Origin of the sequence: Mycolicibacterium phocaicum, from assembly GCF_010731115.1 — a bacterium.
GTDB lineage: Bacteria > Actinomycetota > Actinomycetes > Mycobacteriales > Mycobacteriaceae > Mycobacterium > Mycobacterium phocaicum.
In genome coordinates this window covers 1459935-1479163 of record NZ_AP022616.1, presented here as the reverse complement: position 1 = coordinate 1479163, position 19229 = coordinate 1459935, and the positions used below count along the sequence as shown (strand labels likewise).

Genomic DNA, 19229 nt, shown 5'->3' with positions numbered 1-19229 from the left:
GTTGCCGGTTTGGCCGCCCCGCACAGTGATCCGCAAGTCCGCGGGCCTGCGCACCCTGGAGTCCGCGCTGTACCGCGGCGGCCTCGGGCCGGTGGCCGGGGTTGACGAGGTCGGCCGCGGGGCCTGTGCCGGCCCGCTCGTGGTGGCGGCCTGTGTCCTGGGCCCCAACCGGCTGGAAAGCCTGGCGGCGCTCGATGATTCGAAGAAGTTGAACGAAGCCGAACGGGAACGGCTGTTCCCGTTGATCCGGCGTTACGCGCTGGCGTACCACGTGGTGTTCATCCCGTCGGTCGAGGTGGACCGGCGCGGGGTGCACATCGCGAACATCGAAGGCATGCGCCGCGCGGTCGCGGGCCTGTCGCTGCGGCCGGGTTATGTGCTCTCCGACGGGTTCCGGGTGCCGGGTCTGTCGGTGCCGTCGCTGCCGGTGGTCAGTGGGGACGCCGCGGCCGCCTGCATCGCCGCGGCGAGCGTGCTGGCCAAGGTCAGCCGCGACCGACTGATGGTCGAGATGGATGCCGTCCATCCGGGCTACGGCTTCGCGATCCACAAGGGCTACAGCACGCCCGCGCACACCGCGGCACTGGCGGAGCTGGGGCCCTGCCCGGAGCACCGGTTCTCGTTCGCCAATGTGCGCAAGCTCGCTGCCAACCCGGCGATAGGGCAGCGCTGCCGATCGGGGTGAGGAAAAATGGGAACTAGTCGCCAATCCGAACAAGACATGGCCCGCAAGAACCGAAGGACCGCTGAACTGATGAGTCTGTGCCGATGAGTGCCGAGGATCTCGAGAAGTATGAAACCGAGATGGAGCTCTCGCTGTACCGCGAGTACAAGGACATCGTCGGGCAGTTCAGTTACGTCGTGGAGACCGAGCGGCGCTTCTACCTGGCCAACAGCGTCGAGCTGATCCCGCGCAACGCGGACGGCGAGGTCTACTTCGAGCTGCGCCTGGCCGATGCCTGGGTCTGGGACATGTACCGGCCGGCGCGGTTCGTCAAGCAGGTCCGGGTCATCACCTTCAAAGATGTCAACATCGAAGAGGTCGAGAAGCCCGAACTGCGCCTGCCCGAATAGCCCGTGTCGACCATCGGCGAGCTGTTCGCCGTCATCGACCTGGTCGGCGTCCTGACCAACGCGATCTTGGGCGGCATCGTCGCCCGCGACGAGCGCATGGATCCGATCGGCTTCCTGACGCTGGCGCTGATGTCGGGGCTGGGCGGCGGCATCATCCGCGACACCCTGCTGCAGCACGGACCGCCGGTGGCGCTCACCGACTTTCGCTACGCGCTGTGCGCGGTGATCGGTGCGGCCATCGCCTTCCTGATGCCGATCGGTGGCCGCGGCTGGCGGGCGGTGTTTCCCTACGTGGACGCGCTGGCCCTCGGTTGTTGGGCGACCGCCGGCGCGCAGAAGACGTTGTCCCTGGGGCTCGGTTGGGTACCGGCCCTGCTGCTGGGCACCATCACCGCGGTCGGCGGCGGCGCGCTGCGGGATCTCACGACGCACCGGGTTCCGCAGATTTTCGGCGGCAACACTCTGTACGCGACGAGTGCGCTGGCAGCCAGTGCGGTGGTGGCCGGGTTCTGGAATCTGGGGCTGGCGCAGACGGGCGTCCTGGTGGGCACGGCGGTCGGCGCGGGGCTGTGCCTGATCTCGCGCCGCCGTGGCTGGCAGCTGTGGGGCGGTTTGTCGTGGGAGTACACCTTCGGCCGCAAGCCGGGGCAGCGGCTGCCGCACATCTCGGTGCGGATGCTGCGTGACGAGGCCGGCGGCACCCCCGGTGACGGTCAGCGGTAGCGCAGTTCCAGGCGCCGGTGCCGGCGCACCATGAGGCTGGGTACCCATTCGGCGTCGGCGAGCTCGAACCAGTCGGTGGCCTCCAGCAGTGTGGTGATCCCGATACGGGCCTCGGTGCGCGCCAGGGCCGCACCGACGCAGAAGTGCAGGCCCTTCCCGAACGCCAGGTGATTGCGCAGGTTCGGCCGGCCCAGCTGCAGCACGTCGGGGTCGTCGAAGGCCGCCGGATCACGGTTGGCCGACCCCCAGAGCAGCAGCAGGTGACCGTCTTTGGGCAACGGAACGCCGTCCAGCGTGGTGTCCTGCCGGATGTGCCGGTGATGGTTGCGGAACGGCGACTCCAGCCGCAGCGTCTCCTCCAACACCGCGGGCACCAGCTGCGGGTCGTTCCGCACCTGTTCCTGGACATCGGGATGGGTGGCGAGAAGCCGGGCGGCGTTGCCCATCAGCCCGGCGGTGGATTCGCCGCCGGCGCCGACCAGCTGAACCAGCATCAGCACCGCCACCTCGGGCGCGACGGCGTTCCCGGCCACCGCGCGGGCGAGGTCACCGAGCACGTCGTCGCCCGGATTCGCTTGCGCTTCAGCGAATTTGGCGTACAGGTAGCCGGCGAGTTGTGTCGACGTCTCCACCGCGGCAGCGATGTGATCGAGGTCGAAGACGCCGCTGAGCAGTTCGGTGCTGCCGTAGCCCCACTGCACCAGCTGCGGCACGTCGTCGTCGGGCAGCCCGATCAGCCTGGCGACCAGCGTCATCGGCAGGCGGTCGCCGATGGCGGACATCCACTCGATGCTGCCGGCCGCGGCCCCGTCCTGCCACAGCTGCCGGGCGATGTCGGCGATCGCCGGCTCGAGGGCCCGAATTCGCTTGGCCACCAGGGCCGGCAGCACCAGTTTGCGTTCGTGCGCATGCCGCGGGTCGTCGCCCGTGGCGAGGACGTGTCCGGCGGTGTCGACGGCGCCCATGTCGAAGGCCGCCAGCTGCGACCCGCGCGTCACCAGGGTGGCGGTGAGGTTTGAGGAGAAGTCCTCCGGGCGGCTGACGGCTTCCTGCACGGCATCCCACGTGGTGGCCAGGTAGAAGTCGGTGCCGGGCACCCGGTGGACCGGACCGGCCAGGCGAAGCTGCGCGTAACACTCATACGGATCGTCCAGCGCGGACGGGCTGAGCAGATCTGAAACCAATTGCACGCCTTGAGTTTTGGGCTCATGCAACAGCATGTCAAGGCCGAAATTCGGCCGTCTCACGCACGGTCCGCGAGCTGCGGTGATGCAGACGGAATCAGAAGTTTCGTCTCGCTATGAGACAAATCGATGGATTAGTATCAGGCAGATGGACTGGTTGATCGGCGCCGATCGCCGCGACGCGGGCATCGAACGCATCTATGCCGCCGCGGCGGCCAGCGCCGCGGCCCGGGGTCTGGACCGATTGAACATCGACGAGGTCGCGGCGAGCGTGGGCTGTTCGCGCGCCACGGTGTACCGGCACGTCGGCGGTAAACAGGCGCTGCGCGACGGGGTGCTGGCGCGCGCGGTCATGCGGGTCGGTCAGGAGATCGCGCAGGCGGTCGCCGGGCACACCGGGCCCGATCGGATCGCCGTGGCCGTGCTGACGTCCCTGCGGGTGGTCCGGGCGGACCCGCTGGCCTCGGGCGTGGTGCGTGCCGGAGCCCTCGTCGACTTCGACTCACCCCGGCTCTCGCAGGCGGCAGCCGAGCTGACCGGAATCACGGATCCGCTCCTCGCGGACTGGATCGTGCGGGTTGTGCTGTCGTTGCTGTGCTGGCCGTTGGCTGACGAAAAGGCCGAAGAGCAGGTGGTACGGCGGTACGTCGCCGCCGTAGCCCCGCCGGTGGCCCGGCACTGACTGTCCCGACAGGCGGTCATGACTAGGGCCTTTGCGGCAATAGATTGTTAGGCTAAGCAGATGGCAGGCAAGCCCCAGAGCAAACCGTCGCTGGCGGCGACGAGTTGGACGCTGCTGGGCATGTTGTCGTACGAAGAGGAACTCAGCGGTTACGACATCAAGAAGTGGATCGACTGGAGCGTCGGTTTCTACTACTGGAGTCCGTCGTACAGCCAGATCTACACCGAGCTGAAAAAGCTTGAGGGACTTGGCTATCTCGAGTCCCGCGTGGAGCAGGACGAAGGCCTGCGCACCCGTCGCCTGTACAAGATCACCGAGTCGGGCATGGCTGCCGTGACCGACTGGACCAACAACGCCCCCGTCGACCCGCCGGTGCTCAAACACAGTGTGCTGCTGCGGGTTACGTTCGGCCACCTGAGCAACCCGACCCGGCTGCGGGAGCTGCTCGAGCAGCACGTCGCCTACTGCGAGGCCATGGAGCGGCAGGCCGCCGAGGACTCCGACGGTGCAAAAGCGCAGCCGGTGTGGGCGTATTCGGTGATCGCGCTGCGCTGGGCGGCCAAGTACTACGCCGCCGAGCGGGAACTGGCGCTCGAGTTGATGAAGGACATCGACGACGCCGACGCGGTGCTACAGACCGCGGCGAAAGGCGTTGCGGGGATGCCGCGTTCGATGCCGGGCCTGTGGCGTGAGGTCGAGCGCGAGGTTCAGGGCCGCCACGACGCCTAGAGGACGGCGGTGATGTCGTTCTTCAGGGCCTCGGAGCCGGTGCCGAAAACCGCCTGAACGCTGTTGCCGACCTCGATGACGCCTGCGGCGCCGAGACTCTTCAGCCGGTCCTGATCCACCTTGCTCTTGTCGGCGACCTCGATGCGCAGCCGCGTGATGCACGCGTCGACGCTGACGAGGTTGTCCCGGCCGCCGAATGCCGCGATCACCTGCTCGGGCCTCGAGTCCGCGCTCTCGCCGAGGTTTTCCTGCTCTTCCGCCTCGAATTCGGTTTCCAGCTCCCGTCCCGGGGTCCGCAGGTTCCACCTCGTGATGGCGAATCGGAACAGTACGTAATAGACGACGGAGAACACCACACCCATGCCGATGAGCAGGGGGATGTTCTTCGCGGCGGGGGCCGTGCCGTAGAGCAGGAGATCGGCCAGCCCGGCCGAGAACGAGAAGCCGAGGTGGATGTCGAGCAGGTACGCGACCGCCAGCGACAGCCCGGTCAGCACGGCGTGGATGACGTACAGGGGGAACGCCACGAACATGAATGCGAACTCGAGCGGCTCGGTCACGCCGGTCAGCAGCGCGGTCAGCGCGGCCGCCGACAGGATGCCGACGGCGACCTTCCGCTGCTTCTTGTTCGCCACGTGGATCATCGCCAGCGCGGCGGCGGGCAGGCCGAACATGAGCACCGGGTAGAAGCCCGACGTGAGGATGCCCGCGGTCGGGTCGCCCGCGGCGAAGCGCGTGAGTTCACCGGTGACGACGTGGCCGTCGGGAGTCTGGTAGTCGCCGTAGAGGAACCACACGTAGGAATTCGGGATGTGATGCAGGCCCAGTGGAATGAGCATGCGGTTGGCGAATCCGTACACGAAGGCGCCGAAGGCACCCGAGCCGCCGATGAACTTGCCGAGGCCTGTCAGGCCGGCATCGAAGAGCGGGTAGCAGTAGCTCATCGCGAACGCGAGGAACAGGCAGGCGAGCGACACCACGATGGGCACGAACCGTCTGCCCCCGAAAAACCCGAGGTACGCGGGCAATTGGATGGTGTGGTAGCGGTCGAACAGCCACGCGGTGAGCAGACCGACCACGATGCCCGCGAACACGCTGTAGTTGATCTGGGCCTGGCCGCCGGCCTTGTCGACCTCGCCGGCCAGCACGACCGGTGACATGGTCTTGAACACCGACTGCACCACGAGGTAGCCGACGACGGCGGCCAGCGCTGTCGAGCCGTCCGCCTTCCTGGCGAACCCGATGGCCACGCCGACGGCGAACAACAGCGGGAGATTGGTGAATATCGCGTCGCCGGCCGCGCTCATGGCGTGGACGAACGGTCCGATGACGGGAGCCTTGATCCTGCCCAGTAGATCATCTTGACCCAGTCGGAGCAGGATGCCCGCCGCGGGCAGCACCGCGATGGGCAACATCAGGCTCTTGCCGAGCCGCTGCAGTTGAGCGAAGCCGGGAATCCGCAGGTCCGACTTATCCTGTGCACCTGCGATTTTCGCCGTGCCGTTCATGTGCGAGACCCTTCTCTGCCGCAAAAACGCCACTCGGCGCGCAAGTTGTGCGGAAGCTTAGACGAGAACACGCACCAGTGAGAGGGCGTTGGGCGCCGCTCGTATTGTTGGAGCGCAACAGCAGAGGAGATGCGACAGTGAGTCAGACGTCAGTTCTCGCCCCGGTGGCCGGGCGTGCGGTGCGGCTCGAGGACGTCCCGGATCCCGTGTTCTCGGCGGGCATGGTCGGCTACGGCGCCGCGATCGACCCGCCGCGCGGGGTGATCGAGGCGGTCGCCCCGGTCAGCGGCAGGCTCCTCAAGCTGATGCCACACGCGTACATCGTGGTGACATCGGACCACGTGGGCGTTCTCGTACACCTCGGTTTGGACACCGTCACGCTGAACGGCGCCGGTTTCACGGCCCATGTCAGTCAGGGTGACGACGTCACCGCGGGGCAGGTCGTCATCGGTTACGACGTTCCCGCGGTCGAGGCCACGGGGCTCAATCCCATTGTCGCCGTGGTGGTCATGGACGAACGCGTGCCGGAGCACGTGACCTTGTCCGCCGCGGTCACCTCGGGTGCGGACATCGATTGCGGGGCAATTCTTTTCACTGCGCACCAGGTAAGGCAGGATTGACCGGTGGCAGATCGCAATGTGCTCGGTGCCCCGCTTGACCCGTGTGGCACCGAACCGCTGACCGGTTTCTACCGCGACGGCTGCTGTTCGACCGGACCCGAGGACGCCGGCCGGCACACCATCTGCGCGGTCGTGACCGCCGAGTTCCTGACGCACCAGCGTTCGATAGGCAACGACCTGTCCACGCCGATGCCGGAATACCGCTTCCCGGGCCTGTCTCCCGGCGACCGCTGGTGCGTGACCGCCGTCAACTGGCTTCGGGCGCACAATGACGGTTACGCGGCACCGGTGGTGCTCGCCTCCACGCACGAGCGGACCCTCGAGGTCGTGCCGCTCGAGGTGCTCAGGGCATACGCCGTCGACGTGCCCGACGATCTCGGCAGTCTCTGAGCGTCAGAGCTGCCCCGCGGCATCCCGCCCGGCGATGTAGCCGTACACGAGGCCCTGGGCGATGGTTGCGCCCGCGCCCGGGTACACCGCGCCGAAGGCGTTGGCCGCGGTGTTGCCCAGCGCGTACAGCCCGTCGATGACGCCGCCGTCCTCGCGGCGTACCCGCCCACGCTCGTCGGCGACGACGCCGCCGCAGGTGCCGAGGTCGCTCAGCGTCATCTTCACCGCGTAGAAGGGGCCCTTGACCAGTGGACGCAGGTTCGGGTTGGGCGTCACCGTCGGATCGCCGTAGTACCGGTCGTAGGCGCTGAGGCCGCGGTCGAAGTCGGGATCGATGCCGGCGGCCGCGCTCTCGTTGAACCGCGTCATGGTGTGCTCGAAGTCGGCGACCGGGACACCCATCTGCGCCGCCAGCTCGGCGAAGGTGGTGGCCTTGGCGGCGATACCGGCCCGGTACCAGGACTTGGGCAGCGGCATCCGCGGGAACGAGCCGGCGGCGAAGACGTAGCTGTTGCGGTACTTCTGGTCGAACACGATCCACATCGACTCGACCGGGGTGCCGGCCCGCTCGAGTTCGAGCACGCGCTGGCCGAACGACATGTAGTCGGTCGACTCGTTGGCGAAGCGCTTGCCGTCCTGGTCGACGATGAGCGAGCCGGGAAGCGAGCGCTCGGCCAGCAAGACGGTCGGCGGGCGGCCGTCCGCGGACGCGACAGCGGGGAACCACCAGGCCTGCTCCATCAGTGCCGTGGCGGCACCCACGTCGGTGGCGGCCCGGATGGCCTCACCGGTGTTGGAATCGGCGCCGAGGCTCTCGTGGGCGCCGAGCGAATCGGACTGGTACTTGTGGCGCATCGCCATGTCGTGGTCGAAGCCACCGGCCGCCAGCACGACACCGCGCGTGGCGCTGACGGTGACCTCACGGCCACCGTGCGACAGCACCGCGCCGGTGACCCGCTGACCGTCGCCGGTCAGCCGGACCAGTGCGGTGTCGGTCCAGATCGGGATGCCGGCCCGCAGCACACCGGCGAACAGCCCGGCCGCCAGGGCCTGGCCGCCGGCGATGTATTCGCGCCCCAGCAGCTTGCCGCCGACACCCTGCGCGAGCCGTTTTGCGATGAGCGGCAGACCTTTTCGTGGCACCCGGGTCATCAGATTCATCCACTTGTAGTCCGCGCCGGTCGTCGGCATGGGGACCTTGACCTCCATGACACCCCCGCGCAACCGGTCCCGGTATTCGCCGAGCACGCGCGCGTCGAGTGGCCGGCATTCGCAGGTGCGGCCGGTGGCGCGGCCGCCCGGCCGCTCAGGGTGGTAGTCGGAGTACTCGCGGGCCCAGAACAGTCGCATCGGGGTGGTGCGCCCCAGCATGTCGACGGTCGCGTTGACGTGCTTCAGGAAGGCGGTGGAGCGGGGCGCCGGCGCGGTCCCGTCGACGACGGCGTCGAGATAGGTCGCGGCGCGGTCCGCGGTGTCGGGGGTGCCCTTGTCGGTCACCAGGGGAGTGGTCGGCAGCCAGAGGGCGCCGCCCGAGCGGGCCGTGGAACCGCCGACGTCGGGGGCCTTCTCGACAACGAGGACGTTCAGCCCGGACTCGTGGCCGCTCAGCGCGGCGGCCAGGCCGGTGCCGGAACCGATCACCAGCAGATCGACGGTGGTGTCAGCGATGTCGAGGCCGGCCGGAATCGTGGCCGCGGCAGATGTCGTCACGGCCGCTGAGCGTATTGCGGCAGACGGGTTTCCGGCCTCGGACGTCCCTGCCAGCGGGAGAACACGTGCGTTGCCCACCCCGTTGCTGTTAGACCTGAAACATCAAACTGCAGCCCAGTTTTCAATGTGAGGATGGTCATCAGATGTCGCTGGAGGATGTCGATGTTCGCCAGATCGAAGCCGGTGAGGCACCGACCCGGTTCGCCCGCGGCTGGCATTGCCTTGGCCTGACCAAGGACCTCGGTGACGGCAAACCGCACTCGATCAACGCCTTCGGGCAGAAGCTCGTCGTGTTCCGCGGTGCGGACGGCGAGCTCAACGTGCTGGACAGCTACTGCCGCCACATGGGCGGTGACCTGAGCCAGGGCACCGTCAAGGGCAACGAGATCGCCTGCCCGTTCCACGACTGGCGCTGGGGTGGCGACGGCAAGTGCAAGCTGGTGCCGTACGCCAAGCGCACACCGCGGCTTGCCCGCACCGCGAAGTGGGAGACCCTCGAGCAGGACGGGATGCTGTTCATCTGGAACGACCCCGAGGGCAGCGCGCCGCCGGCGGACGTCTACATCCCGCGCATCGAGCAGGCGGGCAGCGATGAGTGGACCGATTGGCATTGGTACACAACGGTTGTCAACGTGAACTGCCGCGAGATCATCGACAACGTCGTCGACATGGCGCACTTCTTCTACATCCACGGCTCGGTGCCGTCGCACTTCAAGAACATCTTCGAAGGCCAGGTCGCGACGCAGTACATGAACGGTGGCGGCCGCGAGGACATGCAGGGCACCGAGGGGGCGAAGATGCTGGGGTCGACGTCGGTGGCGTCGTACTACGGGCCGTCCTTCATGATCGACGACCTGACGTACCACTACCCGGAAGCCGATCACAAGACCATCCTGATCAACTGCCACTACCCGATCGACGCGAATTCCTTTGTGCTGCAGTACGGAATAATCGTGAAGAAGATGGCAGGCCTGCCCGAGGACGCGGCCGTCGCGACGGCGCACGCGCTCGGTGACTGGGTGAAGCAGGGCTTCGAGCAGGACGTGCAGATCTGGAAGAACAAGGCCCGCATCGACAATCCGCTGCTGGTCGAGGAGGACGGCCCCGTCTACCAGCTGCGCCGGTGGTACGAGCAGTTCTACGTCGACGTCGCCGATGTGGTGCCGGAGATGACCGACCGGTTCGAATACGAGCTGGACACCACCGTCCCGCGGGAGGCGTGGACCAGAGAGATGGCAGCCAACATCGCCGCCGCGCGGGCCGCGGAGTCGGTCTGATGACCGCGCGGCCCGACATCCGGCTGGCCGACATGCCGATGGTGCCGGTGACCTGCCGCGCTTGTGGCGCAGAGGTTTTGGCGCGCAAGGGCAGCTGGCAGCAGACCAGTGTGCAGTGGACGCGTGAGTCGGCCGCGAGGTGCGAGGAACGGCAGCGCGCCGAATGCCTGCCGGGCCGGATCTTCCTGGCATGCGGCCAGCTGAAGGAATCCATCGCGGATGCGGTGGCGGCCGGTGTCGTGCACGTCGTTCAGGACGAACTGGGCGTGGCACCATAACGGCATGAGCGCAGAGAAGCGGGTCGCGGTCGTCACCGGTGCCAGCCGGGGTGCCGGCAAGGGCATCGCCGCCGCATTGGTGGCTGACGGGTGGACGGTGTACCTGACGGGACGCACCGTCACCGATCCCGGCGACGGCGGCATCGCCGTTCCGGTGGATCACCGCGACGACGATGCCGTGGCTGCGCTGTTCGCGCGGGTGGCCGACGAGTCCGGCCGGCTCGACCTGCTGGTCAACAACGCGGCGGTGGTCCATGACAACCTCGTCGACCCGAAGCCGTTCTGGGAGAAGCCGATCGGCCTCGGTGATGTCCTCGACGTCGGGCTGCGGTCGGCGTATGTGGCGTCGTGGCATGCCGCGCCGCTGCTGGTGGCGCAAGGGCGCGGCCTGATCGCGTTCACCTCGTCGCCGGGCGGGGTGTGCTACATGCACGGCCCCGCCTACGGTGCGCAGAAGGCCGGCGTCGACAAGATGGCGGCCGATATGGCGGTCGACTTCCACGGCACGGGCGTGTCGACATTGTCGATCTGGATGGGCATCCTGCTGACCGACAAGTTCAAGCAGGCGTTCGACGCCGAGACGCTGGCCAAGGCCGCGGGCAATTTCGAGACGCCGGAGTTCATCGGGCATGTGATCAACGCGCTGTACCGGGACCCGGATCTGGAGGGCATCAGCGGGCAGACGGTGATCGCGGCGGAGGAAGCCCAGCGCTATGGCATCACCGATGTCGACGGCCGGACGCCGCCGTCACATCGGGCGATGCTTGGTGATCCGCGGGTGCCCAGCGAGGTCGTCGTCCGCTGAGACTTGATTCAGCTGGGCACCCGCGGATGGTCTAACAGTGGGCGCCGCCGTCGATCCGGATCTCGGTGCCGGTGAGGAACGCGCCGTCATCGGAAGCCGCCATGGCGACCACCGCGGCGACCGCGCTGGGGTCACCCAGGTTCGCGTCGTTGCCGGTGTTGAGCATGGGGACCTGCTTGGTCCACAACCCGTAGTCGGTGCCCTCGGGCATCTTGGCGAACGTGCCGTTGGCCAGCGGGGTCGAGACACCACCGGGCTGGATGTTCACGGCGCGCAGCCCCTGCTTGGCGTATTCGAGCGCCAGCGAGTGGGTGAAGCTCAGGATGCCGCCCTTGCTGGCGGAGTAGGCCGCCATGTAGGGGTGGGCGTAGCTCGCCGAGGTCGAGGTGAAGTTGATGACCACACCGCGCCCCGATGCCAGTAGTGCCGGCAGCGCCTGGCGGGTCATGAGGAACGTGCCGGTGAGGTTGACCGCGATGATGCGGTTCCAGTCGGCCAGGGTCGTCTGGTGGGTGTGCGAGCAGGTCTCGATCGCGGCGACGTTGACCAGCACGTCCAGTCCGCCCATGGCGGCGACCGCGGCGTCGACGCCCCTGGCGACGTCTTCTTCGGATGAGATGTCGAGCACCGTGGTGGTGAGACGTGCTGCGGTGCCGGCCTTTTCGGCGGCTTCCTTCGTGCGGGCCAGGCCGTCAGCGGAGATGTCGCACGCGACGATGGTGCCGCCCTCATCGAGCAGGCGGGCCACGGTGGCCTGGCCGATGCCCGACCCGGCGCCGGTCACGATGACCCGGCGGTCGCTGAATCTATCCATGCTGCAAGTCCTTTCGTCGCGGAAGGATTCTTGCGGCCCCCGTGTGCCGCTGGACGGCTGTGGTCCGGTCACCGGGATGTCTTCTCAACCGGCGGTCGGCGTCAGCTTGCGGACGGTGCCGAAGAGGTCGGTGCTGTACAACGCCTGTGGGTCCCAGCCGGTGCCCGCGCCGAAGCGCACCGAGGTGCTGCCGAACATCCCCGAGGCCAGAATGCACGCGGCGTGCCGGTCGGGGTCGACGCGGACGATGTCGCCGCCGTCCATCGCCAGGTAGATGAGGCCGTCCGGCCCGACCGTGAGGTCGTCGGGGAATCCGAACAGCCCGAACAGCCCGAGGTTGACGGTGCGGATGTGGCTGGGGTCGTTGATGTCCACGATGGCGAGGGTGCTCACGGGATGCAAGGTCCATCGACGCGACGACGGCGTTGTGCGCGGCGTCGTATGCCAGGCCGTTGGCCATGGTCACCGAGGGCGCGAGTCGGGTTTCGCGGGTGCCGTCGGCGCTGATCCTGGTCAGCCCGGTGGTCCAGCCGATGTTGCGGGAGACGACGAACGAACCGTCGGGCAACCGGACCATCCCGTTGGGCATCGTGAGTCTGGTGGCGATCGTCGTCAGCGCGCCGGTGCCGAGGTCCACGCGCGCGATGGTGCCGTCCTTGCTGCCGAAGACCCCGGAGAGAAAGTTGTTTCCGGTGGTGAAGTAGGCGGCGCCGTCGGCGACGGTGATGCTGCCCGGCGCAGCGACATTGGGTACGAAGGTGCTGCCCTTGCCGTCGGGCGTGAGGCGGTACAACTGCCCGGAAGTGCCGACGGTGCGTGAGACCAGCATGGTGCCCGAACCGTCGAACCCGAGGTTCTCCAGCGAACCGAGTCCACTCGCGACGGTGGTGGCTCGCCACGGGCAGCGGGTGATCGCCACGGCGGCAGCGGGTGTCGGCGGGACACCGACGGCGGCCAGCAACGCCAGCGCCACCGTCGCTGCCAGGCGGGCCACGGCGCCGCGTCTCGGGCGTCGCACAGCACGGATCATCGTCTACCCCCAGCTCCGAGTACGAGGTCGTACTCGCACGTCAGGGGACAGTACGATAACGTACTGTCATGCGCAACACGGAGGATGACGACGCCCGTCAGCGATTCGTGGACGCCCTCGCCACGTTGATTGCCGAACGCGGGTACGCCGCGACGTCCGTCGTCGACATCGTGCGGGTGGCCCAGGCCTCCAAGACCACCTTCTACCTGTATTTCGCGAACAAGCAGGAGTGCTACCTGGCGCTGCTGGCCTCGGTGACCGACGATCTGGTCGCCGACATCCGGCAGGCCGTCGACTCAGATGCGCACTGGCACAATCAGATTCGCCAAATGTTCACGGCGTACATCGCGCATCTCACTGCGCGCCCGGCGATTTCGCTGAGCTGGATCCGCGACCTGCCCGCGCTGGGCGCGGCCGCCCGTCCGATTCAGCGGCGCAATTTCGCCGAACTCGCCGCGCTGCTGGGCGAACTCGCATCCAACCCGGGATTTCAGCGTGCCGGTCTGCCGCCGATCACCAAGCCCAAAGCCGTGATGCTGCTGGCCGGTGTGCGCGAGCTGGCCGCCCAGACCGCCGAGGACGACCTGGACATCGAAAGCGTCATCGGCCCGGCTACCGATATCGCGATCAGTATCCTTGCGGCGCCGTGACCGCAACCGGCGTCGCGGGCTCGGCCGCCGGTGACGGGCGTCGCCGGACCACCTCGAAGGAGACGAGGATGACGGCCAGGGTGACGCCACTCATCAGGAACTGGGATCGGGTGTCGGGCAGGAACGCCATCGCCAGGATGACCGTCGCCATCAGGGCGATGGTGGCGTAGCTCAGCCACGGGAAAAGCCACATCTTCAGCTTCAGCGTGCTCGGCGCCGACCGCTCGATCCGGCGCCGCAGGACAACCTGCGATATCGCGATGATCAGGTAGACGAACAGTGCGACGGCGCCGTAGGAGTTGATCAGGAAGTTGAACACCACGTCGCCCCACACGTAGGTCGCGGCAACCGAGGCGTAGCCGACCGCGGTGCCCAGCAGGATCGCGCGGCGCGGGACGCCGCTGGGGGACAGCTTGGTGAAGAACCGGGGCGCGTCGCCAGAGGTGGTGAGCGCGAACAGCATTCGTGAGGTCGTGTACAGCGCCGAGTTGAGGCAGGACAGCACCGCGGTCAGCACGATGAAGTTCATGATCGTGGCGACGCCCGGGATGCCCAGCACGGTGAGCACCGAGGCATAGGGGCTGATGCTCACGCTCTTGGTGTTCCACGGCTGGATGGCCACCACCACGAGGATCGATCCGACGTAGAACCCGATGATGCGGAACACGATCGACTTCATCGCGCGCGTCACCGCGCGCTCGGGCTCGTCTGATTCGGCGGCGGCGATGGTGACGATCTCGGCGCCCGTATAGAACGCGACGCAGGGGACCACGGCCGCCAGCACCGCGCCCCAGCCGAGCGGCGCGAAGCCCCCGTTGTCGATCAGATTGGCCAGCCCGGGTGTGGAGTGCGGCCACAGTCCGGTGATCCACAGTGCACCCATGCCCAGGAACACCACGATGGCAATGACTTTCACCGACGAGAACCAGTACTCGAATTCGCCGAACGAGCGTGCCGACACCAGGTTGCTCGCGGTCAGGGCCAGCATCAAGCCGAGGCTGAGCACCCACAGCGGCACCGCGGGCAGCCACAGATGCAGGATGCGTCCGCCCGCAACGGCTTCGACGGCGACCACGATGACGAAGAAGTACCAGTACATCCAGCCCGTGACGAAACCGCCACGGCGTCCCAGCGCCTGCCGGGCGTAGACATAGAACGAGCCGACCACCGGTTGCGCCACTGCCATCTCGGCGAGCATCCGCATGATCAGCAGGGTGATGATGCCGGCGATCAGGAACGACACGATGGCCGCGGGTCCGGCACTGCCGATCACGACGCCGCTGCCGACGAACAACCCGGCGCCGATCACCCCGCCGAGCGCGATCAGGTTCAAATGCCTGCGCCGCAGGCCTTTCGCCAGTTGCGCATCACTGGCCTTGAGCTCCGAACTCACCACCGCCGCGACGATGCCGCAGTTCTGCGCGCCGGCCCAGGGTTGTGGTCACCGTGCGTTAATCACGCATCAACCGCGGACCGGCATCGCAAGCGTCCAGCCCAGGACGCCGGTGGCCGCGGTGTTGGCCAGTGCGCGGATCATGTTCCAGCGCAACCACGACGACTCGAACTGCGCGCGGAGCGAGGCGAGGTCGGCGGTACTGGTCGATCCGGCCGCCGTGGCGAGTTTGTCGTTCAGCGGCACGTTGACCACCGACGTGATGACGAGGCTGGCGATGTTGAGGGCCAACCCGATACCGATCCAGATCAGGACCGGGCGGGCGCCGGGTCTGAGGTAGCAGGCGCCGGCCAGCGCGGTGAAGCCGACCGATCCCAGGAAGGTCAGCAGGAACGGCGGATTGACGATGACGACGTTGATCTTGTTCATGACGTCGATGAAGGTCCGGTCGTCGAACGCGCCGAGCGCGGGCATCACCGACACCGCGTACGCGTAGTAGAGGCCGGCGAGCAGTCCGGAGGACAGCAGAGCGACGATGAGCGCCGTCGTGCCGAGCGGCTGGGGGAGCTTGGTGAAGGTCATGAACCGACCGTATGGATCCCAGGTTGGACGATCCATCGTCAAAAGCCTCACTTCCATACGCGAGCGTCTACGCTTTCCATGTGGATGCCCTGGCCGGGTTGTTGGAGGGGCCACGTGCGCGTGGTGCATTTCTCATGCGGTCGTTGCTCGACCCGCCGTGGTCGCTGCGGGTGCAGGACCAGGCTCCGCTCACCATCGTCGTGGTGGCCCGCGGTTCGGCGATCGTCCTCCCGGATGGTGCCGCAGGGCGGCGACTCGAGGCGGGCGACATCGCGATCTGCCGCGGGCCCGACTGCTATACCGTCGCCGATGACGCGGCGACCGCGCCCGAAGTCGTCGTACACCCGGGGCAGATCACGACGACCATCGACGGTGAACCACTGTGCGAGGCACTGAGTCTGGGCATCCGGAGCTGGGGCACCCGCCCCGACGCGGAGACCTTGTTGATCACCGGAGCCTACGAAGAGGTGGGCGCGGTGTGCCGGCGGCTACTCGCCGCGCTGCCGCAGTTGGTGGTGGTCCGGCGGGGCGAGATCAACAGCATGCTGGTCGATCTGCTGCTCCAAGAGATGTCGCGCGATGAGCCGGCCCAGGGTGCGGTGCTCGACCGCATGCTCGATCTGCTCACCATTGCCGCGTTGCGCAGTTGGTTCTCCCGTGAAGACGCGCCGGCCTGGTATCGCGCCTACCGAGATCCCCAGGTGGGCACGGCGCTTCGGCTCATCGAGAACAATCCGGCGCATCCCTGGACCGTCGGGGCGCTGGCCGCCGAGGTGGGGTTGTCCCGAGCGGCACTGGCGCGGCGATTCACCCAACTCGTCGGGGAGCCGCCGATGGCACTGCTGACCGAGATTCGGCTGGCGCTGGCCGTCGACCTGCTGCGCGGATCCGATGCCACCATCGAGGCCGTCGCGGGCCGCGTGGGCTACGGCACCGCCTTCGCGCTGAGCACCGCGATCAAGCGCCGCTACGGCATGAGCCCCAAGGCGATTCGCGCCGCGTCCCCCTAGCGGGTCTTGGCGAACCGGCGGTGCCGCCACACGTACCGCGGAATGCCGCGCAGGGGGACACCCTTGGGCCAGCCGTCGGGCCGGAAGTAGGCGTCGGTGCCGCCGTCGACGAAAATGACGCTGCCGCACAGGAAGTCGGCCGAGTCGGACAGCATGAAGGTGATCCAGTTCGCGAGGTGCACGGGATCGCCGAAGCTGCCGGTCGGGATCGGGAAGGCGCGCACGGCCTTGCCCTCACGCGGCGAATCGAGCTGCGCCTGCAGCAGCGGGGTCATGATGGCCCCTGGCGCCAGGACATTCAGCCGGATGCCACGGCCGGCCCAGTCGGCCGTCACCGCGGTCTGCCGGACCCAGCGGGCCACCGCGATCTTGGACGCGGCATACATCAGTGCCGAGGCGCCGCCGCCGAAGAACCGCACCGCCCGGGCGGCGCGGTCGGCGTCACCGGCCAGCAGCGCCTTGATGGCGCGGCGGGGGACAGCGGGCACCGTGGTGCTGGAGTTGCTGCCCAGCGCAACGACTTTCGCATTACCGGCGGCGGCGAGTGCCGGGCGCCAGGCGGTCAGGAGCTCAACCGTGCCCAGGTAGTTGATCTGGGCGATCAAGCGGGCCCGGTCGGCGCCGGCACCGGGGCCGATCCCCGCGGCCAGCACGGCACCGTCGAGCTTGCCCTCGGCCAGTTCCAGCACCCGGGTGGCGGCGGTGCGCCGGCCGTCGGCGGTCGACAGGTCCGCGATGACGTCGGCGTCCTTGAGGTCGACGCCGACGACCGTATGGCCCTGCGCGCGTAATTGTTCCGCCGCCTGGTAGCCCATGCCGGATGCCGAACCGGTCACAGCGTAGGTGCCGATGATGAACTCCTCGATTGGTTGGGGAATCGCCGTCTAGTCGGCGAGCAGCTTGGTGACCGCGTCGGCCACGTCACGGCGGGCACGGTGTGCGATGTCGAGCACCGGCATGGTCAGGAAGCCGTGGATGGCGCCGTAGTACAGTTCGGCCACCGGAACGTCGGCCTCGCGCAGTGCTTCGGCGTAGGCCAGGGCCTCGTCGCGCATCGGGTCGTAGCCGGTGACCACCAGCACGGCCGGGGCAACGCCCTCGACGGACGCGGACAGCGGTGCGGCATAGGGGTTTTCGCGGTCGGTGGTGTTGGGGACGTACTGGTCCCAGTACCACTGCATGGCCGCGGTGGTGTTGTAGTAGCCGGTGCGGAACTCGTGGTACGAGCCATAGGTGAAGTCAGCGGTCAGCACGGGGTAGAGCAGTACCTGCGCGGCCAGCGGGGCACCGCCGCGGTCGCGCGTCATCAGGGCGGTGACGGCGGCGAGGTTGCCGCCGGCGCTGTCGCCGCCGACGATGAGCTTGGTCGGGTCGCCGCCGAGTTCGGCGGCGTGGGCGGCGGCCCACTGCGTCACCGCATAGACGTCTTCGGCTGCCGCGGGCCACTGATGCTCGGGCGCGAGCCGATAGTCGACCGAAACCACGGCGGCGGGAATCGAATTCGCGAAACTGCGGCAGAGTCCGTCGTGCGAGTCCAGATCGCAGAAGACGAAGCCGCCGCCGTGCGCGAACACGAAGATCGGGAGGGGACCATCGGACGCGGGCCGGTAGATCCGCACTCCGATGCCGTCGACCTCCGTATTGGTGACGGAGCCGACCGCTTCGGGTTCGGCAGGTCCGACGAACCGCGCGCGGATGGCGGCGCGCGCTTGCGCGCCGGTCATGTTCGGCAGGTCGGGGAAGCCGCCGTTGAGTGCCTCGAGGAGGCCGGCGATCTGTGGGTCGAGACTCACGCGTACTGCAGCGCCGGGCCCATGCGCAGGGGGCGCATCGGCTGCAGCGTCGGTGCCACGCGGGAATCCTCGGCGTTGCGCCAGATGCCCATGGCGGTCATGCGCACCGGGGCGGTCAACTGTTCGAAGGCCATGCGGTTCATTGGACCACACACCGAGACGGCGGCGACGGCCTCACCCTGGCGGCCGATCGGCGCTGCGACGCAACCGAATCCGGGCACCGACTCTTCGCGCTCGAAGGCGACGCCGTGGGCGCGGACCTTGGCCAGCTCGGTGGCGAGCTGGGCACGGTTGGCGATCGAGTACTTGGTCTTGCGGCTCATGAGGTCGACTTCGGCGTCCTGGTTGTAGGCCAGGATGGCCTTGCCGACGGCAGTACAGTGCGCCGGTTGACGGCCACCCACGCGCGACGGCAACACGGTCATCATGCCGTTGCCCACCTTCTCCAGGTAGACGACGTCGCCGCCGTCGAGCACGGCGAGGTGCACGACGAGGCCGGTGGCGCGGTGCAGTTCGTGTAGCAGCGGGCCGGCGGCACGGTGCATGCGGTCCTGGTGCACGGCCAGCGAGCCGAGCTCCACGAGACGCATCCCCAGTTCGTAGTCGCGGCCGTTGCGGCGCAGCCAGCGCAGCTGCACCAGACGCTCCAGCATCCGGTGGGCGGAGGACCGGGGCAGCCCTGTGCGGCGCACGATCTGCGCCAGGGTCAGGCGGCCGGGGCCGTCGAACGCGTCCAGGACCAGCGATACCCGGTCGATGACCGCGCTGGGGGTGGTGGATTCGACTGCTGCTGTCATGTCGGCCTCCAAGCTCCGTTGCTCCGTGGCGATATTCCTATTAGGAATATGCCTGTTTGTATCACATGCCGGTGGGGCTTGTCACACATTTCGCGGGAGCGCGGGAGAATATATGCACGACAAGGCGCCCCGAGCCGGGCTGGCAGGGGGCGCCTCGTGTGTCAATTCTGCAGCTCATGG

The 19229-nt window shown here is 68.0% G+C and carries 23 protein-coding genes; 13 read left to right on the top strand and 10 right to left on the bottom strand.

Annotated features, from left to right (window positions below):
• The first annotated feature begins 1 nt into the window (after nt 1).
• The 3 genes from G6N46_RS07220 (at nt 2) to G6N46_RS07210 (ending at nt 1797) form a co-directional block, all read left to right on the top strand.
• Nucleotides 2–685, top strand: a complete 684-nt coding sequence (locus G6N46_RS07220; protein WP_061004203.1) for a ribonuclease HII — start codon at nt 2–4, stop codon at nt 683–685.
• Between the two features lie 83 nt (nt 686–768).
• The gene (locus tag G6N46_RS07215) at nt 769–1074 is read left to right on the top strand and encodes a DUF2469 domain-containing protein (RefSeq protein ID WP_003893809.1); all 306 of its coding nucleotides are present in this window, start codon (nt 769–771) and stop codon (nt 1072–1074) included.
• A gap of 3 nt (nt 1075–1077) precedes the next feature.
• The gene (locus G6N46_RS07210) at nt 1078–1797 is read left to right on the top strand and encodes a trimeric intracellular cation channel family protein (RefSeq protein WP_064860426.1); all 720 of its coding nucleotides are present in this window, start codon (nt 1078–1080) and stop codon (nt 1795–1797) included.
• Here G6N46_RS07210 and G6N46_RS07205 read toward each other — a convergent pair.
• Nucleotides 1788–2987, bottom strand: coding sequence for a cytochrome P450 (locus G6N46_RS07205; protein ID WP_138248816.1), 1200 nt, complete (start codon nt 2985–2987; stop codon nt 1788–1790). The two genes, G6N46_RS07210 and G6N46_RS07205, sit on opposite strands and share 10 nt — an antisense overlap.
• A 142-nt stretch (nt 2988–3129) precedes the next feature.
• Here G6N46_RS07205 and G6N46_RS07200 point away from each other — a divergent pair, with 142 nt between their 5' ends.
• Nucleotides 3130–3663, top strand: a complete 534-nt coding sequence (locus G6N46_RS07200) for a TetR/AcrR family transcriptional regulator (RefSeq protein WP_138248817.1) — start codon at nt 3130–3132, stop codon at nt 3661–3663.
• 60 nt (nt 3664–3723) lie between these two features.
• A complete protein-coding gene (locus G6N46_RS07195) occupies nt 3724–4392 on the top strand; it encodes a PadR family transcriptional regulator (RefSeq protein WP_138248818.1) in 669 nt (222 codons plus the stop codon).
• Here G6N46_RS07195 and G6N46_RS07190 read toward each other — a convergent pair.
• Nucleotides 4389–5900 (bottom strand): PTS transporter subunit EIIC, encoded by a 1512-nt coding sequence (locus G6N46_RS07190; RefSeq protein WP_138248819.1) that lies wholly within the window; start codon nt 5898–5900, stop codon nt 4389–4391. The genes G6N46_RS07195 and G6N46_RS07190 overlap by 4 nt on opposite strands.
• Nucleotides 5901–6037: 137 nt before the next feature.
• On the opposite strand from G6N46_RS07190, the gene G6N46_RS07185 reads away from it, so the two are divergent.
• A complete protein-coding gene (locus G6N46_RS07185) occupies nt 6038–6520 on the top strand; it encodes a PTS sugar transporter subunit IIA (protein ID WP_138248820.1) in 483 nt (160 codons plus the stop codon).
• A gap of 3 nt (nt 6521–6523) precedes the next feature.
• Nucleotides 6524–6910: a DUF2237 family protein gene (locus tag G6N46_RS07180; protein ID WP_064860423.1), complete on the top strand. Its 387-nt coding sequence runs from the start codon at nt 6524–6526 to the stop codon at nt 6908–6910.
• Between the two features lie 3 nt (nt 6911–6913).
• Here G6N46_RS07180 and G6N46_RS07175 read toward each other — a convergent pair whose 3' ends face one another.
• A complete protein-coding gene (locus tag G6N46_RS07175) occupies nt 6914–8620 on the bottom strand; it encodes a 3-ketosteroid-delta-1-dehydrogenase (protein WP_138248821.1) in 1707 nt (568 codons plus the stop codon).
• Between the two features lie 143 nt (nt 8621–8763).
• On the opposite strand from G6N46_RS07175, the gene G6N46_RS07170 reads away from it, so the two are divergent.
• The 3 genes from G6N46_RS07170 to G6N46_RS07160 are packed head-to-tail and all read left to right on the top strand — an operon-like array spanning nt 8764 to nt 10980.
• A complete protein-coding gene (locus tag G6N46_RS07170; RefSeq protein WP_061004219.1) occupies nt 8764–9897 on the top strand; it encodes a 3-ketosteroid-9-alpha-monooxygenase, oxygenase component in 1134 nt (377 codons plus the stop codon).
• The gene (locus tag G6N46_RS07165; protein WP_061004221.1) at nt 9897–10175 is read left to right on the top strand and encodes a hypothetical protein; all 279 of its coding nucleotides are present in this window, start codon (nt 9897–9899) and stop codon (nt 10173–10175) included. The genes G6N46_RS07170 and G6N46_RS07165 overlap by 1 nt, the downstream gene beginning before the upstream one ends.
• Nucleotides 10176–10179: 4 nt before the next feature.
• On the top strand, nt 10180–10980 hold the full coding sequence (locus tag G6N46_RS07160; RefSeq protein ID WP_138248822.1) for an SDR family NAD(P)-dependent oxidoreductase: 801 nt from the start codon (nt 10180–10182) through the stop codon (nt 10978–10980).
• 31 nt (nt 10981–11011) lie between these two features.
• Here G6N46_RS07160 and G6N46_RS07155 read toward each other — a convergent pair whose 3' ends face one another.
• A complete protein-coding gene (locus G6N46_RS07155; protein WP_138248823.1) occupies nt 11012–11794 on the bottom strand; it encodes an SDR family NAD(P)-dependent oxidoreductase in 783 nt (260 codons plus the stop codon).
• An 84-nt stretch (nt 11795–11878) separates the two neighbouring features.
• Complete coding sequence (locus tag G6N46_RS07150; RefSeq protein ID WP_138248824.1) at nt 11879–12187, bottom strand: SMP-30/gluconolactonase/LRE family protein; 309 nt, start codon at nt 12185–12187, stop codon at nt 11879–11881.
• A gap of 65 nt (nt 12188–12252) precedes the next feature.
• Between G6N46_RS07150 and G6N46_RS07145 the strand changes: the two genes are divergently transcribed.
• Nucleotides 12253–12498 (top strand): hypothetical protein, encoded by a 246-nt coding sequence (locus G6N46_RS07145; protein WP_170215066.1) that lies wholly within the window; start codon nt 12253–12255, stop codon nt 12496–12498.
• Nucleotides 12499–12892: 394 nt separating this feature from the next.
• On the top strand, nt 12893–13474 hold the full coding sequence (locus tag G6N46_RS07140) for a TetR/AcrR family transcriptional regulator (protein ID WP_138248826.1): 582 nt from the start codon (nt 12893–12895) through the stop codon (nt 13472–13474).
• Here the strand turns inward: G6N46_RS07140 and G6N46_RS07135 are convergent.
• Nucleotides 13452–14867, bottom strand: coding sequence for an amino acid permease (locus G6N46_RS07135; protein WP_138248907.1), 1416 nt, complete (start codon nt 14865–14867; stop codon nt 13452–13454). The two genes, G6N46_RS07140 and G6N46_RS07135, sit on opposite strands and share 23 nt — an antisense overlap.
• Nucleotides 14868–14936: 69 nt before the next feature.
• Nucleotides 14937–15449 carry an anthrone oxygenase family protein gene (locus G6N46_RS07130; RefSeq protein ID WP_234880613.1) on the bottom strand — a complete coding sequence of 171 codons (513 nt, stop codon included), beginning with the start codon at nt 15447–15449 and terminating at the stop codon, nt 14937–14939.
• An 80-nt stretch (nt 15450–15529) separates the two neighbouring features.
• Between G6N46_RS07130 and G6N46_RS07125 the strand changes: the two genes are divergently transcribed.
• Nucleotides 15530–16459, top strand: a complete 930-nt coding sequence (locus G6N46_RS07125; RefSeq protein WP_138248828.1) for an AraC family transcriptional regulator — start codon at nt 15530–15532, stop codon at nt 16457–16459.
• Here the strand turns inward: G6N46_RS07125 and G6N46_RS07120 are convergent.
• From G6N46_RS07120 to G6N46_RS07110, 3 genes are read right to left on the bottom strand one after another with little or no spacing between them, the layout of a single operon-like run.
• On the bottom strand, nt 16456–17310 hold the full coding sequence (locus tag G6N46_RS07120) for an SDR family oxidoreductase (RefSeq protein WP_138248829.1): 855 nt from the start codon (nt 17308–17310) through the stop codon (nt 16456–16458). The two genes, G6N46_RS07125 and G6N46_RS07120, sit on opposite strands and share 4 nt — an antisense overlap.
• Nucleotides 17311–17343: 33 nt before the next feature.
• On the bottom strand, nt 17344–18252 hold the full coding sequence (locus G6N46_RS07115) for a LipP1 family hormone-sensitive lipase (protein ID WP_138248830.1): 909 nt from the start codon (nt 18250–18252) through the stop codon (nt 17344–17346).
• Nucleotides 18249–19049 carry an IclR family transcriptional regulator gene (locus G6N46_RS07110; RefSeq protein WP_020103748.1) on the bottom strand — a complete coding sequence of 267 codons (801 nt, stop codon included), beginning with the start codon at nt 19047–19049 and terminating at the stop codon, nt 18249–18251. The genes G6N46_RS07115 and G6N46_RS07110 overlap by 4 nt, the downstream gene beginning before the upstream one ends.
• Nucleotides 19050–19229 lie beyond the last annotated feature (180 nt).

Coding starts and splice junctions, on each gene's coding strand:
- G6N46_RS07215 (WP_003893809.1), top strand. CDS start 769: ATGAGTGCCGAGGATCTCGAGAAGTATGAAACCGAGATGGAGCTCTCG.
- G6N46_RS07200 (WP_138248817.1), top strand. CDS start 3,130: ATGGACTGGTTGATCGGCGCCGATCGCCGCGACGCGGGCATCGAACGC.
- G6N46_RS07195 (WP_138248818.1), top strand. CDS start 3,724: ATGGCAGGCAAGCCCCAGAGCAAACCGTCGCTGGCGGCGACGAGTTGG.
- G6N46_RS07190 (WP_138248819.1), bottom strand. CDS start 5,900: ATGAACGGCACGGCGAAAATCGCAGGTGCACAGGATAAGTCGGACCTG.
- G6N46_RS07170 (WP_061004219.1), top strand. CDS start 8,764: ATGTCGCTGGAGGATGTCGATGTTCGCCAGATCGAAGCCGGTGAGGCA.
- G6N46_RS07165 (WP_061004221.1), top strand. CDS start 9,897: ATGACCGCGCGGCCCGACATCCGGCTGGCCGACATGCCGATGGTGCCG.
- G6N46_RS07160 (WP_138248822.1), top strand. CDS start 10,180: ATGAGCGCAGAGAAGCGGGTCGCGGTCGTCACCGGTGCCAGCCGGGGT.
- G6N46_RS07155 (WP_138248823.1), bottom strand. CDS start 11,794: ATGGATAGATTCAGCGACCGCCGGGTCATCGTGACCGGCGCCGGGTCG.
- G6N46_RS07145 (WP_170215066.1), top strand. CDS start 12,253: ATGGTCACCGAGGGCGCGAGTCGGGTTTCGCGGGTGCCGTCGGCGCTG.
- G6N46_RS07140 (WP_138248826.1), top strand. CDS start 12,893: ATGCGCAACACGGAGGATGACGACGCCCGTCAGCGATTCGTGGACGCC.
- G6N46_RS07130 (WP_234880613.1), bottom strand. CDS start 15,449: ATGACCTTCACCAAGCTCCCCCAGCCGCTCGGCACGACGGCGCTCATC.
- G6N46_RS07110 (WP_020103748.1), bottom strand. CDS start 19,049: ATGACAGCAGCAGTCGAATCCACCACCCCCAGCGCGGTCATCGACCGG.